The 14,722-nt window shown below is 73.1% G+C and carries 8 protein-coding genes; 5 read left to right on the forward strand and 3 right to left on the reverse strand.

The window, feature by feature from the left end:
* Window positions 1-4: 4 nt before the first annotated feature.
* Entirely contained in the window at window positions 5-991 is a 987-nt protein-coding gene (locus OG381_RS08005) for an ABC transporter substrate-binding protein (protein ID WP_327715414.1), read from the forward strand.
* 19 nt (window positions 992-1,010) lie between these two features.
* On the opposite strand, the gene OG381_RS08010 is transcribed toward OG381_RS08005, so the two are convergent.
* The gene (locus tag OG381_RS08010) at window positions 1,011-1,547 is read right to left on the reverse strand and encodes a GNAT family N-acetyltransferase (protein WP_327715415.1); all 537 of its coding nucleotides are present in this window, start codon (window positions 1,545-1,547) and stop codon (window positions 1,011-1,013) included.
* 26 nt (window positions 1,548-1,573) lie between these two features.
* Between OG381_RS08010 and OG381_RS08015 the strand changes: the two genes are divergently transcribed.
* Window positions 1,574-2,092, forward strand: coding sequence for a CGNR zinc finger domain-containing protein (locus OG381_RS08015; RefSeq protein ID WP_327715416.1), 519 nt, complete (start codon window positions 1,574-1,576; stop codon window positions 2,090-2,092).
* Window positions 2,093-2,135: 43 nt separating this feature from the next.
* Here the strand turns inward: OG381_RS08015 and OG381_RS08020 are convergent, their stop codons facing one another.
* A complete protein-coding gene (locus OG381_RS08020; RefSeq protein WP_327715417.1) occupies window positions 2,136-3,191 on the reverse strand; it encodes a glycoside hydrolase family 5 protein in 1,056 nt (351 codons plus the stop codon).
* Window positions 3,192-3,339: 148 nt separating this feature from the next.
* Here OG381_RS08020 and OG381_RS08025 point away from each other — a divergent pair, with 148 nt between their 5' ends.
* Window positions 3,340-4,386: a LacI family DNA-binding transcriptional regulator gene (locus OG381_RS08025; RefSeq protein ID WP_327715418.1), complete on the forward strand. Its 1,047-nt coding sequence runs from the start codon at window positions 3,340-3,342 to the stop codon at window positions 4,384-4,386.
* An 83-nt stretch (window positions 4,387-4,469) separates the two neighbouring features.
* Window positions 4,470-4,694: a hypothetical protein gene (locus OG381_RS08030; RefSeq protein ID WP_327715419.1), complete on the forward strand. Its 225-nt coding sequence runs from the start codon at window positions 4,470-4,472 to the stop codon at window positions 4,692-4,694.
* 797 nt (window positions 4,695-5,491) lie between these two features.
* Here the strand turns inward: OG381_RS08030 and OG381_RS08035 are convergent.
* Window positions 5,492-6,643, reverse strand: a complete 1,152-nt coding sequence (locus OG381_RS08035) for a S1 family peptidase (protein WP_327715420.1) — start codon at window positions 6,641-6,643, stop codon at window positions 5,492-5,494.
* Window positions 6,644-6,894: 251 nt separating this feature from the next.
* Between OG381_RS08035 and OG381_RS08040 the strand changes: the two genes are divergently transcribed.
* Entirely contained in the window at window positions 6,895-14,721 is a 7,827-nt protein-coding gene (locus OG381_RS08040) for a type I polyketide synthase (RefSeq protein WP_327715421.1), read from the forward strand.
* Window position 14,722 lies beyond the last annotated feature (1 nt).

Consider the following 14,722-nt stretch of genomic DNA (forward strand, 5'->3'; position numbering starts at 1 on the left):
CCCCATGCGCAAACTGCTCGCCGCCGCCCTGTGTCTCGCCGCGACCGCCACCGGGTGCGGCGCGTCGGTCGAGACGACGCCGAAGGGTCCCGGGCCGTCCTCGGTCACCCTCACCAACTGCGGCGAGAAGGTGACGTTCGACAAGGTCCCCGAGCGTGTCGTCACCAACGACGTCGGGATCACCGAGCTGATGTTCGCGCTCGGCCTGGAGGACCGGATGGCAGGGTTCGCCATGCCCGACGACAAGGGCGACCTCAGCGACGTCCCCTGGAAGGACGGCTACGACAAGGTCCCGTGGCTCTCCAAGGACCAGCTCACCAAGGAGAACGTCCTCGACGCCCGCGGCGACATGGTCTTCGCGGGCTGGAACTACGGCTTCCGCGAGGACGCCGGCTTCACCCCCGACGCCCTGAAGAAGCTCGGCATCCCCTCGTACATCCTCACCGAGTCCTGCCGCAACGACCGGACGAAGACCTCGCGCGGCATCATGCCGCCCCTGGAGGCCCTCTACACCGACCTCACCAACCTCGGGAAACTGTTCGGCGTCGAGAAGCGCGCGGCCACGCTGATCTCCGGGTTCAAGAAGGAGATCGCCGACGTCCATGCAAAGGCCCCGGCGAAGAAGCCGACGGTGTTCCTCTACGACAGCGGCCAGGACCAGCCCTTCACCTCCGGCCGCTACGCCGCCCCCGACCAGATCATCAGCGAGGCCGGCGGCGTCAATGTCATGCACGACGTAGCGGACTCCTGGACCACGGTCGGCTGGGAGAGCGTGGTGGAGCGCAATCCCGACACCATCGTGATCTGCGACTACGGCGACGTCAGCGCGGAGCAGAAGAAGAAGTTCCTGCTCTCCTACGCCCCCCTGCGCAATGTCTCCGCCGTCAAGCACCGGCGGATCTTCACGCTCGACTACGTCGATCTGGTCGAGAGCCCTCGCAATCCCTCGGCGATCGCCCGGCTCGGCGCCTACCTTCGGACGGCCGGGTGACCGACCGGGGTACGGCGTCTCACGGGCGCCGGTACAGGGCGGGGTCGGGGTGCGGGGTGAAGCCGAGCTCGCGGTAGAGCGGTTCGCCCTCCGCGGAGGCGTACAGGTCGACGCGTGCGACCTCGCGGTCCCGGAACCAGTCGAGCAGGCCTCGCATGATCGCGCGGCTGTGGCCGCGCCGCCGGTGCGCGGGGTCGGTGATCACGCCGATGACCTGACCGATCCGGCCGTTGTGGAGGTGCGGCCCCGGCAGCCGTTGCTCGAGGGTGCCGATCCCGCAGGCGGCGAGGCGGCCGTCGGTGCCGTCCACGACGAGGATGCGTACGCCGTCCGCGGTCAGTTGCTCCTTGAGCACCACGGCCAGGGCGTCCAGCCAGCCGTCGTCCGCCGCCGCGGGGTCGAAGAAGTCGCCTCCGAGATGCTCGAACAGCAGCGTCCGCAGGCGGACGAGTTCGACGAGGTCGTACTCCACGGCCTGCCGTACGCCGGATACGGCCTGGCGTTCGTCGGTCACGGCCTGCCGTACGTCGGATCGGGGTCCGGTGCGTTGTTCCATGACCATGACCCTGATGTAATGACCTTATGCACCTCAACCCTTACGGCGAGGATGCCGTGAATCTGGCCGCCGACCTGGCCAACCGCCGCCCGGTGAGCGCCGAGGAGCTCGCCGACCGCTGCCGAGCCGCCGGTCTGGTGGTGGAGGGCCCGGCCACGCCGGAGGATCTGGAGCGCACGGCGGTCGTGCTGGACACGTGGGAGAAGGTCGTCGACACCACGGACGAGCACGAGCGCGCCGACCTGGTCAACGGGATGCTGGCCGCGGCCGCCGCCTACCCGAGGATGACCAACCACGTGGGCACCGGCTGGCATCTGCACTACCGCGACGGGGGACAGCCGCTCAGCGGCGTGCTGTTCTCCCTGATCGCCGTGGGCACCGCCCTCCACCTGACGGGACGCGGCGTGCACCGTCTCAGGCGCTGCGCCGTGACGGAGTGCACCACGGTCTTCGCCGACACCTCACGCACGGGCAGACAGCGCTACTGCTCCCCGCGCTGCGCCAACCGCGACGCGGTCCGCCGCCACCGGGCCCGCGCCGCCTAGGGGTACCGAACGGGTACCGGACGGCCGAGCAGGTCGGAGAGGGTCAGTCCTGGACGGTCTTGCCGCGGCCCCACGCCCAGGCGAGGCGGTCCGCGCCGGACTGGTTGGTGGTGGCCAGCCAGGGCTTGGACGGGGTGCCGGTCAGCTTCTGGATCGAGTACGTGTCGTCGGTGCGCAGCCCCGGCCAGTACACGGAGCCCATCTTCAGCTCGCGGAAGGTGTCGGTGACGGCCTGGATGAAGTTGACGTAGTTGTCGTCCGGGGTCGGCACGTTGTAGTTCAGGCCGGTCGTCATCGGGGCGCCGAACTCGTCCGCGACGGTCCGGTTCGCGCAGTCACCGATACGCACCTTGAGGTCGGCGACCCACTCGTCGTAGGTGGCGTACGACTTCCAGAAGCCGTAGTGGTGCAGCGACAGGTACGTGCCCTTGAGTCGCGGGTCGGCGCAGACCGAGGTGACGTGGTCGTTGTAGCCGGCGCCGCTGACGAAGACCCGGTTGCGCGGCACCTTCGCGTAGGTCCGGAGCCACTTCGCCGCTATGTCGGCCCACTCGGTGTCGGTGTAGCCGTGCGGCTCGTTCATCGGCTCGAAGTAGACCTTCGAGTTGTTCTTGTACGCCTTCACCACGGTGTCCCACATGGGCCAGTAGGTGGCGGTGTCGTCGATGTAGCCGTCCTTGCGCTCCCCCGTGCCCTCCCAGTAGGACACGATGACCTTGAAGCCCTGCGCGGTCGCCGCGTCGATGACACCGCGGTACGACTTCCAGTACGCGCCGTTGACGGTGTACGGGTTGATCGGCAGCCGGACGGTGTTGGCGCCGAGGTTCGCGCGGAACGCCGCGATGATCCGGCTCGACTTGGCGTACGTCTCCCGGTAGCTGTCCGAGGTCGACAGGCCGGACAGCTGGAGCAGGTCGTCGGCGAAGTTGTCGCGGGGGTCGGCCCAGTTGACGCCCTTGAACTGGGTGGTGTCGGTGCTCGGCGCCGCGGAGGCCGGGCTGCCCGCCAGGGTGGCGCCGGTCACGGCGGCGACCGCGACCGCGGCGAAGGTGGCGCGCAGTCGAGGGGTGAGACGAGTGCTGACAGGGGTCTTGCGCATCGACGTGCCCTTCCAGGACGACAGCATGTTTACGTAAACATGACGGCGCCGGAATCGTGACATCCGCCCCAGCAGCCGTCAAGGTTTCCCACACGTAACATCCGATGCGCCGCGCAACCGCGCTCACATCCGATCGAAGGAGGCATCAGTGGTGGAACGGGGTGGCTCCGACGTGCCCGGCGGACGCCGTAAACAGCGGGTGTCCATGGCCGACGTCGCCCAGCTCGCGGGCGTCTCGTCCCAGACGGTCTCGCGGGTCGCCAACGGCCAGCCCGGGGTGATCGACTCGACGCGGGAGCAGGTGCTCGCGGCGATGCGGGAGCTGGGCTACCGGCCCAACAGCGCGGCCCGCGCCCTGCGTTACGGCCAGTTCAACACCATCGGCGTGATCCTCTTCAGCCTCTCCTCCACCGGCAACAGCCGTACCGTGGAGGCGATCGCCACCCACGCCGCGGCCGAGGGCTACGCGATCACCCTGATCCCCATCGACGTCCCGACGCAGGACAATGTGCTGGGCGCCTTCACACGCATGGGCGAGCTGGCCGTCGACGCCGTCATCGTCATCATGGAGATCCGTCTCCTCGACGCAGGCACCGTCCAACTCCCGCCCGGCGTCCACGCCGTGGTCGTGGACTCCGACGCCGGCGACCGCTACACCGTGGTCGACACCGACCAGGCGGACGGCGCGCGCCAGGCCGTGGAGCATCTGCTCGACCTGGGCCATCGCACGGTATGGCATGTCACCGGTCCGCAGAGCTCCTTCTCGGGTCAGCGCCGGACCCAGGCGTGGCGCGAGGTCCTGACGGAGGCCGGACGTCCCGTACCACCGCCGCTGCACGGCGACTGGTCGGCCGAGTCGGGGTACGCGGCCGGCCTCGCGCTCGCCGAACAGCCCGACTGCACGGCCGTGTTCGCGGCCAACGACCAGATGGCGCTGGGCCTGTTGCGCGCCTTCCACGAGCGTGGCCGCGCCGTCCCCGACGACATCAGCGTGGTCGGCTTCGACGACATCCCCGAGGCGGCGTTCTTCGTACCGCCCCTGACCACCGTCCACCAGGACTTCGCCGAGGTGGGCCACCGCTGTGTGCAGAAGGCACTCCAGCAGATCCGCACCCGCGACGGCTCCGGGCCGGGCACCGACCTGGTCCCGACCCGGCTGGTCCTCAGACAGAGCACCGCTCCCCCACGGGGCTGACCGCCACGCGCTCGGGGCCGAAATCGTGGTTCCAGCGGGTAGGAAGGTCTCGCGCCCGAGCGGTCCCGGCTCTGCGCAGGGGCGTGCTGTGGTTCGCCCTCGGCGCCGCGGGCGCCTTCGTGCTCGCTCTGCCCGTCGCCCTGTGGTTCGACGCGCCGCGCGCGATCTCCCTCACCACGCCGTCGGGCACCCACGTTTCCGGTGTCTCGGTCCCGCCCTGGTCGGCGGAACCGGCCGGTTTCGGAAGCGACGGGCGTCTGCCCTGCTCCTACCGCCGGTCGGCGGCATGGCCGCGGCGGTGTGGGTGACCGTCCGCTTCGACATGCGGACGGCCGAGACGGCGGTGGCGTTGCGACCACGGTCGCGGCGTGACCGGAGGTGTCGCGGGCGGCACCGGCTGCGGGCTGGACGCCGGAATGACCCCAGCTGTCGCAGGCGCCACCGACTGTGGGCCGGTCTGCGGGCTGACCAAAGCTGTCGCAAGCGCCATCGACTGCGGGCCGGTCGCCCGGAGAACCCCACCTGTCGCAGACGGCACCGGCTAAGGGCCTGTCTGCGGGGTGACCTGAGCTGTCGCAGGCGCCACCGACTGCGGGCCGGTCTGCGGGCTGACCAAAACTGTCGCGGGCGCCACCGACTGCGGGCCGGTCGCCCGGATAACCCCACCTGTCGCAGACGGCACCGGCTAAGGGCCAGTCTGCGGGGTGACCTGAGCTGTCGCAGGCGCCACCGACTGCGGGCTGGCCTGCGGGCTGACCAAAACTGTCGCGGGCGCCATCGGCTGCGGGCCGGTCGCCCGGATAACCCCACCTGTCGCAGACGGCACCGACTGCGGGCCGGTCTGCGGGGTGACCTGAGCTGTCGCAGGCGTCATCGACGGCTGGTCGCCGGCTCGCCGTCTGCTTCGGCCGCGGTCTCGCCGGTAAGCCTGCCGACCTGGCCGCACCAGTAGTGCCCGCCGACTTCCTGGGGCAGGACCGCGGAATCAACGCTCGCGGTGTCGGAGCCGACGGCGGACGTCCGGCGACGGGCCACCGGCAGCGGGCGGACAACCCGGGCGTGGGGACGCGTGAGGGCCCGGCCGGGTGGGGCCGGGCCCCGTGAGTCAGGCGGTGTGGAGGGTCAGGCCGTAGCGGTTGAGGATCTCGTTGACGGGCTGGAACCAGGTCTCGCCGCCGCTGCCGCAGTTGCCCCAGCCGCCGGAGGTGACGCCCTGGGCCTGGTCGCCGCTGATGAACGAGCCGCCGGAGTCACCGGGTTCGGCGCAGACGCTGGTCTTGGTCATCTGACGCACGGCGCCCTGGCTGTAGTTGACGGTCTCGTTCATCGCGAGGACCGTGCCGCAGTGCCAGTGGGTGGTCGAACCGGAGCGGCAGATCGAGGAGCCGACAGGGGCCACGTTCGAGCCGCGTACGAGCTGGTCGGAGACGGTGCCCCAGCCGAGCACGACCGGCACCGTCCACCAGCCGCTGCCCACGTTGACCCAGGCGTAGTCGTTCTCCGGGAAGGACGAGCCCTGGAAGTTGCCGACGTAGCTGCGGTCCCAGCCGTAGACGGCGGCGGACGGCTGCCCGCAGTGCCCGGCGGTGATGAACCCGCCGTACACCGAGAACCCAATGGAACAGCGGACGTTGCCGGTGTAGTAGGGGTCGCCGCCGACGGTTCCGGCGGCAAGGGTCTGGGGTGCGGCGGAGACGTGCCGGACGGTGACGGGGCCCGCGCGGTGGGCCCGGGCCGTGAACCGCCGGACATCGTTGTCGGCACGCTCGCTCGCGACGACGTTCACGACGACGGTGCTCGCCTTCGGGTCCACGTGCCAGCTGCTCACTCCCGCGGGCGCGGGCAGTTTGTCGAGTCGCGCCTGGGTGGCGGCCAGTTCGCGCGCGCTGTGCGTGACGGTGCGGACGGTGGCGCCCGTGGCCCGCACGTCCCGGAGGGTCGCCGGCGTCGCGTCCGGGGTGAGGCCGACGGTCAGCCGGCCGGCGGTGGCGTCGAACCAGGTGCCGCCGAAGGAAGACCCGGCGGCTCGGCGGACCTTGGGCTCCAGGGCCGTGGCCCGCCGCTCGGCCGCGAGCCTCTCCTCGGCCTCGGCCTTCGAGAGGTTCAGGTCGCGCTGCATGGCGGTGAGGAGACCGGTCGAGGCGGGTGCCTTCGCGGCGGAATCGCCGGCCGAGGCGGGCGTGGTGCCCGCGGCGAGACCGGCGCCGAGCGTGAGCAGCACGGCCAGGGCGGCACGGGTCAATCTGGTGCGTCTCATGGGGGTTGCCCTTCGTCGTTCCAGTGGAGTGGGGTGGAACCGCAGGAGCAGTGGATCTCTGAGAGCGCTCTCAAAAGTGTGGCGCGGGAGAGCCTAGCGGCCGATCACGAACAGGTCCATACCAGCGAACGGTCCGCTTCCGACTAGCTCTCTCCCGGTCAACTGGCCGGGTTTCGGCCATGGTTGTGGTGCACCGACGTACGCTGCTTCAAGATCCGCCGCGGTGCGGATTCCCCCTGACAGGAGGCCCGATGGGTTTGGCGGAAGCGGTCGTGGTCCGGCCGGTGGCGGAGCTGCTCGCGGAGAACGCCGTGCGGTACGGCGAGAAGCTCGCGTTCGCCGACGACCGGCGCGGTGTCAGCTGGGCCGAACTGGACCGTCGGACCGCCCGGTTGGCGGCCGGACTCGGGGTCGAGCGCGGTACCCGGGTGGCGTTCTGCCTGGACAACAGCGTGGAGCTGGTCGAAGGGCTGCTGGCCACCGTCCGTGCCGCGGCGGTCGGTGTACCGCTGCCTCCGCGCGCCACCCATGCCGAACTCGCGTACCTGCTGGCCGACTGTGCTCCGGCCGTGGTCGTCACCGATCAGCGGCGTCTGCCGCGCATCGCCGGAATGGTCGCCGGACGGTCGGTGCGTCTGGTGGTGACCGGCGAGGGCGAGGTGCCGGACGACGCCTCGCACATCGACGAACTCATCGCCGAGGGCGAGCACTTGGTCGGAGGTGGCTTCAAGGCCGGGGGTGGTCTCGGGGGCGAGGGCAGTCTCGGAGTGGCCGGGGGCAGCCTTGCGGCGGGGGGCTCGGCCGCTCCCCGTGACGATCTCGGGCTGGATGAACCGGCCTGGCTGCTCTACACCTCCGGCACTTCCGGAACGCCGACGGCGGCCGTGTCCAGTCAACGGTCCGCGCTCTGGTCCTCGTTCGCCTGCTATCTGCCACGGCTGGGGCTCACGGACACCGACCGCGTGCTCTGGCCGCTGCCCCTGGCCCACACCTACGCCCACTCCCTCTGCGTACTGGGCACGACCGTGGCCGGGGCGAGCGCGCGGATCACCTCGGCGCCGGACCCGGCCCGACTGGTCCGGCTGATCGGCGAGTTCGAGCCGACCGTGCTGGGCGGCGTGCCGCTCACCTTCCGGCAGCTGCTCGACAGCGGCCTGGGCACGGTGCCCTCGCTGCGGGTGTGCGTCACCGCGGGCGCACCGAGCGACGCGGATCTGCGGGAGGAGGCCGAGCGGCGGTTCGGCGCACCGCTCCTGGACGGCTACGGCTCCACCGAGACCTGCGGCAAGATCGCCATGGAGGCGGTGAACGGGCCGCGGGCGCGGGGCGGCAGCGGTACTCCGCTGCCCGGCATGGAGGTCCGCCTGGTCGACCCCGACAGCGGACTGGACGTGGGCGGCGCCGAGGACTCGGACGGCGGGGAGCACCCGGTCGGCGAGGACTCGGTCGGCCGCGAGGGCGAGATCTGGGTACGTGGCCCCGGTGTCATGCTCGGCTACCACCATCGGCCCGAGGCGACCGCCGATGCCGTGCGCGACGGCTGGTACCGGACGGGCGACCTGGGCCGGCTCGGAGCGGACGGCGTCCTGACCGTCACCGGCCGGCTGGGCGACCGGATCGTGCGCGGCGGCGAGAACGTCGACCCGGCCGAGGTCGAGCGGGTGCTGCGCTCGCTGCCCGGGGTGCGCGACGCCGCCGTGGTGGCACGCGAGCATCCGCTGCTCGGCGAGGTCCCGGTGGCGTTCGTGGTACCGGCGGAGCAGTCGCTCGACCCGGCCGGTCTGCTGCGGGGCTGCGCCGAGGTGCTGTCCGCGCACAAGGTGCCCGAGGAGGTCCTGTTCACGCCGGCCGTCCCGCGCACGGCGGCGGGCAAGCCCCGGCGGGCGGTGCTGCGCGAGACGCTCGCCGAGCGTCCGCCGGCGCCGGAACTGGCCCGGCTGGCCGGTCTCACGGCCGGTGAACGACGTACCGCGCTCACGGAGTTGGTGTGTGCTCAGGCCGAGGCGATCCGGGGCGCGGCGGCCGATCCCGGCACCGCGTTCGCCGATCTCGGCCTGACCTCGCTGGACGCCATGACCTTGTGGCACCGGCTCAGTCTGCGCACCGGGCTGCGGCTGCCGGCGACGCTGGTCTGGGACCATCCGAACCCGGCCGCGGTCGCCGCCTACCTGGACAGCCGGATAAGCGGTGACACCCCCGCTCCCGCGTCCTCGCCCGCTGCCGCGACGACCGCGGCGCGCCGTGGCCCGGAGGCCGAACCGGTGGCGATCGTGGCCGTCGGCTGCCGTTACCCGGGCGGCGTGAGCTCGCCCGAGGACCTGTGGCGGCTGGTCTCCGAGGGCGTGGACGCCACCGGCGACTTCCCCACCGACCGCGGCTGGGACATCGACGCCCTCGTCCATCCCGACCCCGACCGGCTCGGCACGACCTACACCCGGCGCGGCGGCTTCCTGGACGATGTGGCCGACTTCGACCCGCTGTTCTTCGGCATCTCCCCGCGCGAGGCACTGGCCACCGACCCCCAGCACCGGCTGCTCCTCGAGGTGGCCTGGGAGACGCTGGAACGCGCCGGCATCCCCGCGCCGTCGCTGCGCGGCTCCCGTACCGGGGTGTACGTCGGTCTGATGCACGCCGGTTACGGCACCGGCCTTTCACCGCACGAGCTGGAGTCGCACATCGGCATCGGTTCGTCGGGCAGTGTGGCGTCGGGCCGGATCTCGTACGTCCTGGGCCTGCGCGGCCCGACGATGACCGTCGACACGGCGTGTTCGTCGTCGCTGGTCGCGATGGACCTGGCGGCGAGGGCGCTGCGGGCGGGCGAGTGCACGCTCGCGCTGGCCGGTGGGGTGACGGTGCTGTCGAGCCCGCAGCCGTTCATCGCGTTCAGCCGGCAGCGCGGGCTGTCGGCGGACGGGCGGTGCCGGTCGTTCGCGGCGGACGCGGAAGGCACCGCGTGGGCCGAGGGCGTGGGCCTGGTGCTGTTGGAGAAGCTGTCGGACGCCCGGCGCAACGGCCATCCGGTGCTGGCCGTGCTGCGCGGGTCCGCGGTGAACTCCGACGGCGCGTCCAACGGGCTGACGGCCCCCAACGGCGAGGCGCAGCGCGAGCTGATCCGGCTGACGCTGGCCGACGCGGGCCTCGGCCCGGCCGACGTGGACGTGGTCGAGGGACACGGCACGGGCACCGCGCTCGGCGACCCGATCGAGGCGGGTGCCGTGCTGGCCACCTACGGGCAGGACCGTGACCGGGCCGACCCGGTGTGGCTGGGCTCGGTCAAGTCGAACCTCGGGCACTCGCAGGCCGCGGCCGGGGTGGCAGGCGTGATCAAGATGATCGAGGCGATGCACCACGGCGAACTGCCCCGCTCGCTGTACTCGGAGCGGCCGTCGCCGCACGTGGACTGGTCCGCGGGGGCCGTGCGGCTGCTCGACCGGGCGCGGCCGTGGCCGCGGCGCGACCGGCCGCGCCGGGCGGCGGTCTCCTCGTTCGGTATCGGGGGCACCAACGCGCATGTGATCATCGAGCAGCCGCCGGAGACGGACGGCACGGCCGGGGCCACGCGCCGACTGCCCGTGACCTCCTGGCTGGTGAGCGGCGGCGACGCTGCCGGTCTCCGGGCCCACGCCGAAAAGCTCGCGGCGACACTGGCGGACGCGGACGCCACCTCGGACGCGACCGGCGAAGCCGCGCTGGACATCGCGTACTCATTGGCGACCACCAGGGCTCCCCTGCCTCACCGCGCGGCCGTCCTGGGCTCCGACGCCTCCGAACTGCTCTCCGGTCTACGGCGGTTGGCGGCCGGCGAGGACGGTCCGGCGCTGCTCAGGAACACCGTGCGCGGGACGCCCAAGCTGGCGCTGCTCTGCGCCGGCCAGGGCACACAGCGGGCCGGGATGGGCCGTGAACTGGCGGCGACCTTCCCGGTGTTCGACGCGGCGTTCTCCGAAGTGTGCGCGTGGTTCGCCCCGTTGCTGGACCGGCCGCTGCGGGAAGTGATCGACGATCCCGACAGCGACCTGCTGGACCGCACGGACTACGCCCAACCCGCGCTGTTCGCCTTCGAGGTGGCCGTGCACACCCTGCTCGCCGACTGGGGCGTACGGCCGGACTACCTGGTCGGCCACTCGGTCGGCGAGCTGGCGGCCGCGTACCTCGCCGGGGTGTTCTCGCTCGGCGACGCGGTCCGGCTGGTCGCCGCGCGCGGGCGGCTGATGGCCGCGCTGCCCGCCGGGGGCGCGATGATCGCGGTGCGGGCACCGGAGGCCGAGGTGGCACGCCGGCTCGGCGAGGCGCGCGGTCGCGTCGCGATCGCCGCGGTCAACGGGCCCGCGTCCGTGGTGGTGTCCGGGGACGAGGACGCGGTGACCGCCCTGGCCGACTCGCTCGGCGGCCGGAGCACCCGGCTGCGGGTGAGTCACGCCTTCCACTCGCCGCTGCTCGACCCGATGCTGGCCGAGTTCCGGGCGGTCGCCGAGACCGTCACCTACCACCGGCCGTCGGTACCGGTGGTGTCCACGGTGACCGGCCGCCCCGAGCCCGAGGCGCTGGCCGGCGCCGACTACTGGGTACGGCAGGTGCGCGAGACCGTCCGGTTCGCCGACGCGGTGAACTGGCTGGCGGAGGCGGGCGTGACGGCGTTCGTCGAGGCGGGTCCGGCCGCCGCGCTCAGTGTCGCGGCCGAGGACTGTGTCGCCCCGGACACGGGCGCGGTGTTCACGCCGTGCGTCGACGCCCGGGGCGCGCTCGCGGGGCTGGCCGCACTCCATGTGCAGGGCGTTGCGGTCGACTGGCGGTCGGTGTACGCGGACAGCGGTGCCCGCCGCCGCCCGCTGCCCACCTACCCGTTCCAGCGGCAGCGCTACTGGCTGGACGCGGTACGGCACGCCGCCCCGGCCGGGCATCCGCTGCTGGGCGAGCCGCAGCCGGACGCCGACGGACCGGGCGTGCGGCACACGGGGGTGCTGTCCGTGGTACGCCAGCCCTGGCTCGCCGACCATGTGATCGGCGGCCGGGTCCTGGTTCCGGCGACGGTGTTCGCCGAGCTGGTCTGCCACGCGGCCGGGACACCGGGTCCGGTCCGGCTGACCGAGCTGGCCTTCCGGACGCCGCTGGTCCTGCCGGAGTCGGAGCCGGTGCGCCTTCAGGTCGTCACCGACGGCCCGGACGAGGCGGGGAACCGGCCGGTCACGGTCTGGGCCCGGGCGGGCGACACGTGGACGCGGCACGCCACCGCGACCGTCGCCCCGGCCGCCTCGGCGCCCGTCGTTGCGCGCGCGGCCTGGCCTCCCGCTGGTGCCGAGCGGCTGCCGGTCGACTACGACCGGCTCGCCGCGCACGGCCACCACTACGGTCCGGCCTTCCGGGCGGTGACGGCGCTGTGGCGCCGGGGGACGTCCCTGTTCGCCGAACTGGCCCTGCCGCCCCGGGAAGCGGCGACGGCCGGCTCGTACACCCTGCATCCCGCGCTCCTCGACGCGGCGCTGCATGCCGCGCTCCTCGCGGAGGGCGGCTCGGGCGAGGCACGGGTCCCCCTCACCTGCGCGGGACTGACGGTGCACGCCACCGGCGCCACCTCCGCCCGGGCCCAGCTGGAGCGACTCGGCCCGGACGAGTTCCGGGTCGCCCTCACCGACCACGCCGGACAGCCGATCGCCACGGTCGAGTCCCTGGTCACGCGAGTCCTGCCCGCCCAACGTTCTGCTGTCGAGGCCGAGTTGTACCGCACGGCCTGGCGGCCCGTCCCGGCGGCCGGCGATGGCGACACGCGGCACGAACTGCTCGACCTGACGGGACCGGACCTGGAGACCGCCCTCCCCGACCGTGCGCTGACGCTGCTCACCGCCACGCTCGCGGGCGTACGGGACTGGATCGCCGACGCGCGGCCGGGGCGGCTCCTGGTGCTCACCCACAACGCCACCGGCGACGATCCCGACCCGGCGGAGGCCGCGGTCGCCGGACTCGTCCGCAGCGCCCAGTCCGAGCACCCCGGCCGGATCGTGCTGGTCGACCGCCGCGGTGGCCCCGCCTCCCCGGCGGACCTGGACGCGGCGCTGCGCACCGGTGAACCCCAGGTCGCCCTGGAGGGCGGCGCCGTTCTCGCACCCCGGCTGGCCCCGGTACGGGCCCAGGCGGCGGCGCCCGTCCTCGATCCCGAGGGGACGGTACTCATCACCGGCGGCACGAGTGCGCTCGGCGCGAGCCTCGCCCGGTATCTGGTGGCCGAACACGGGGTCCGCCACCTGCTGTTGGTGAACCGCAGCGGTCGTACGCCCGCATGGGCAGCCGAACTCGGCGCGACCGTGCGCACGGCGGCCTGCGAGGTGAGCGACCGCGCCGCCGTGGACGCCCTGGTCGCGTCCTGTCGGCCGGCACTGACGGCGGTGTTCCATCTCGCCGGAGTCGTGGACGACGGCGTCGTGGACGGCCTCACCACGCAGCGGTTGGCGGCCGTGCTCGCGCCGAAGGCGGTCGGCGCGTGGCATCTGCACGAGGCCACCAAGGAGCTCGGGCTGTCCGCGTTCGTGCTCTACTCCTCGGCCGCGGGCGTGCTGGGCCGCCCCGGACAGGCCAACTACGCGGCGGCCAACGGCTTTCTCGACGCGCTCGCCCGGCATCGCGTCGCCCGGGGCCTGCCCGCGCAGGCCCTCGCCTGGGGCCCGTGGATCACGGCCGGGGACGACGGCATGGCGGCCCAGGTCCCGGCTCGCCGGCTCGGCGACGGCGGTGTCCTGTCGGTCGACGAGGAGGAGGGCATCGAGTTGCTCGACCGGGCGCTGCGGACCCCTGAGCCGGTGCTGGTGCCGATCCCGCTGAACCTGGGGGCCCTCGGCGGTCCGGCCACTCCGCCGGTCCTCACGGACCTGGTGCCGAAGCGTCCGGCCGCCGCTCCGATCGCCGCCCCGCAGGCACCCGGCGCCTGGCGGGAGCGGCTCGCCTCCGTTCCGGCGCACGAGCGGGAGGAGGTGCTGGTCGAGCTGATCCGCGCCGAACTCGCCCTGCTGCTGGGCTTCGAGGACCCGGCCGCGCTCCCCACCGATCGCGCCTTCGGGGAACTCGGCTTCGACTCGCTGATGGCGGTGCAGTTCCGCAACCGGCTCAGCGCGTTCACGCGCGTGCGACTGGCGTCCACGATCGTGTTCGACCATCCGACCCTGCACTCGCTGGCCGCGCACCTCCACGACGCCCTGCGCGCAGCCCTTCCGGACGCCGAGGCCGACACCGGGGGCGGTACCGGAGGCGGCAACGGCGGGGACGAGCCGTCCTCCTACCGCTTCGGCCCCCTGTACCACCAGGTCCTGCGCGAGCGCGGCCCGCTGGAGGCGATGGGGCTGCGCTACCTGGCGTCCCACGCCCTCCCGTCCTTCACCGCCGCCGAGCGCGGCCGGTACGCGGTCGACCCGGTCCGGCTGGCGCGGGGTGCGGGCACCACGCTGGCGTACATCCCGGACTACCTCACGCCGTACCATCGCGTCCCCGCCGGGCTGGCCAAGCAGTTCGACGGCGAGCGCGACGTGTTCCTGCTGGAGCACCCCGGTCTCGGGGCCCGCAAGGCCGTGCCGGACAGTGCGGCCGCCGTCGTGCGGACACATGTCGACGCGGTGGGCGCTCTGTCGTCCCAGGGGCCGGTCGTCCTCGTGGGCTACTGCGCCGGGGGCGCGATCGCGCACGCCGTGGCGCGTGAGCTCGCACGGTCGGGGCGGCCGCCGGCCGGGCTGATCCTGCTCGACGCCCACGCGGGCGTGCTGCGCCGGGACGACGAACGGGCGCTGGCCCTGATGACCGCGGGCGCGAAGCTGCCTGACGATGTCGTCGCCGAGTTCGAGGACTCGCTGCTGATCGCCGGCGGCGGCTACGCGCGCGTGCTGGAGAACTGGGACCTCGAACCGTCCCCGGTCCCGGCTCTCCTGGTGCGGGGCCGGCCGACGGCGCAGATGCGCCGCATCGACCCCGACGGGGAGTGGCTGCCGCGCTGGCCCCTGCCGCACGACACCGCGGACGTGCCCGGCGACCACTACACCCTCGTCCACCACGACGCCGACACCACGGCCGCCGCGATGCGCGCCTGGCTGCCGGCATGAT

The sequence above is a fragment of the Streptomyces sp. NBC_00490 genome (assembly GCF_036013645.1).
GTDB classification, from domain to species: Bacteria; Actinomycetota; Actinomycetes; order Streptomycetales; family Streptomycetaceae; genus Streptomyces; species Streptomyces canus_F.

Bases quoted from the DNA above. Each gene is read 5' to 3' on its own strand.
- OG381_RS08010 (WP_327715415.1), bottom strand. From the start codon at position 1,547: ATGGAACAACGCACCGGACCCCGATCCGACGTACGGCAGGCCGTGACC.
- OG381_RS08005 (WP_327715414.1), top strand. From the start codon at position 5: ATGCGCAAACTGCTCGCCGCCGCCCTGTGTCTCGCCGCGACCGCCACC.
- OG381_RS08015 (WP_327715416.1), top strand. From the start codon at position 1,574: ATGCACCTCAACCCTTACGGCGAGGATGCCGTGAATCTGGCCGCCGAC.
- OG381_RS08035 (WP_327715420.1), bottom strand. From the start codon at position 6,643: ATGAGACGCACCAGATTGACCCGTGCCGCCCTGGCCGTGCTGCTCACG.
- OG381_RS08040 (WP_327715421.1), top strand. From the start codon at position 6,895: ATGGGTTTGGCGGAAGCGGTCGTGGTCCGGCCGGTGGCGGAGCTGCTC.
- OG381_RS08020 (WP_327715417.1), bottom strand. From the start codon at position 3,191: ATGCGCAAGACCCCTGTCAGCACTCGTCTCACCCCTCGACTGCGCGCC.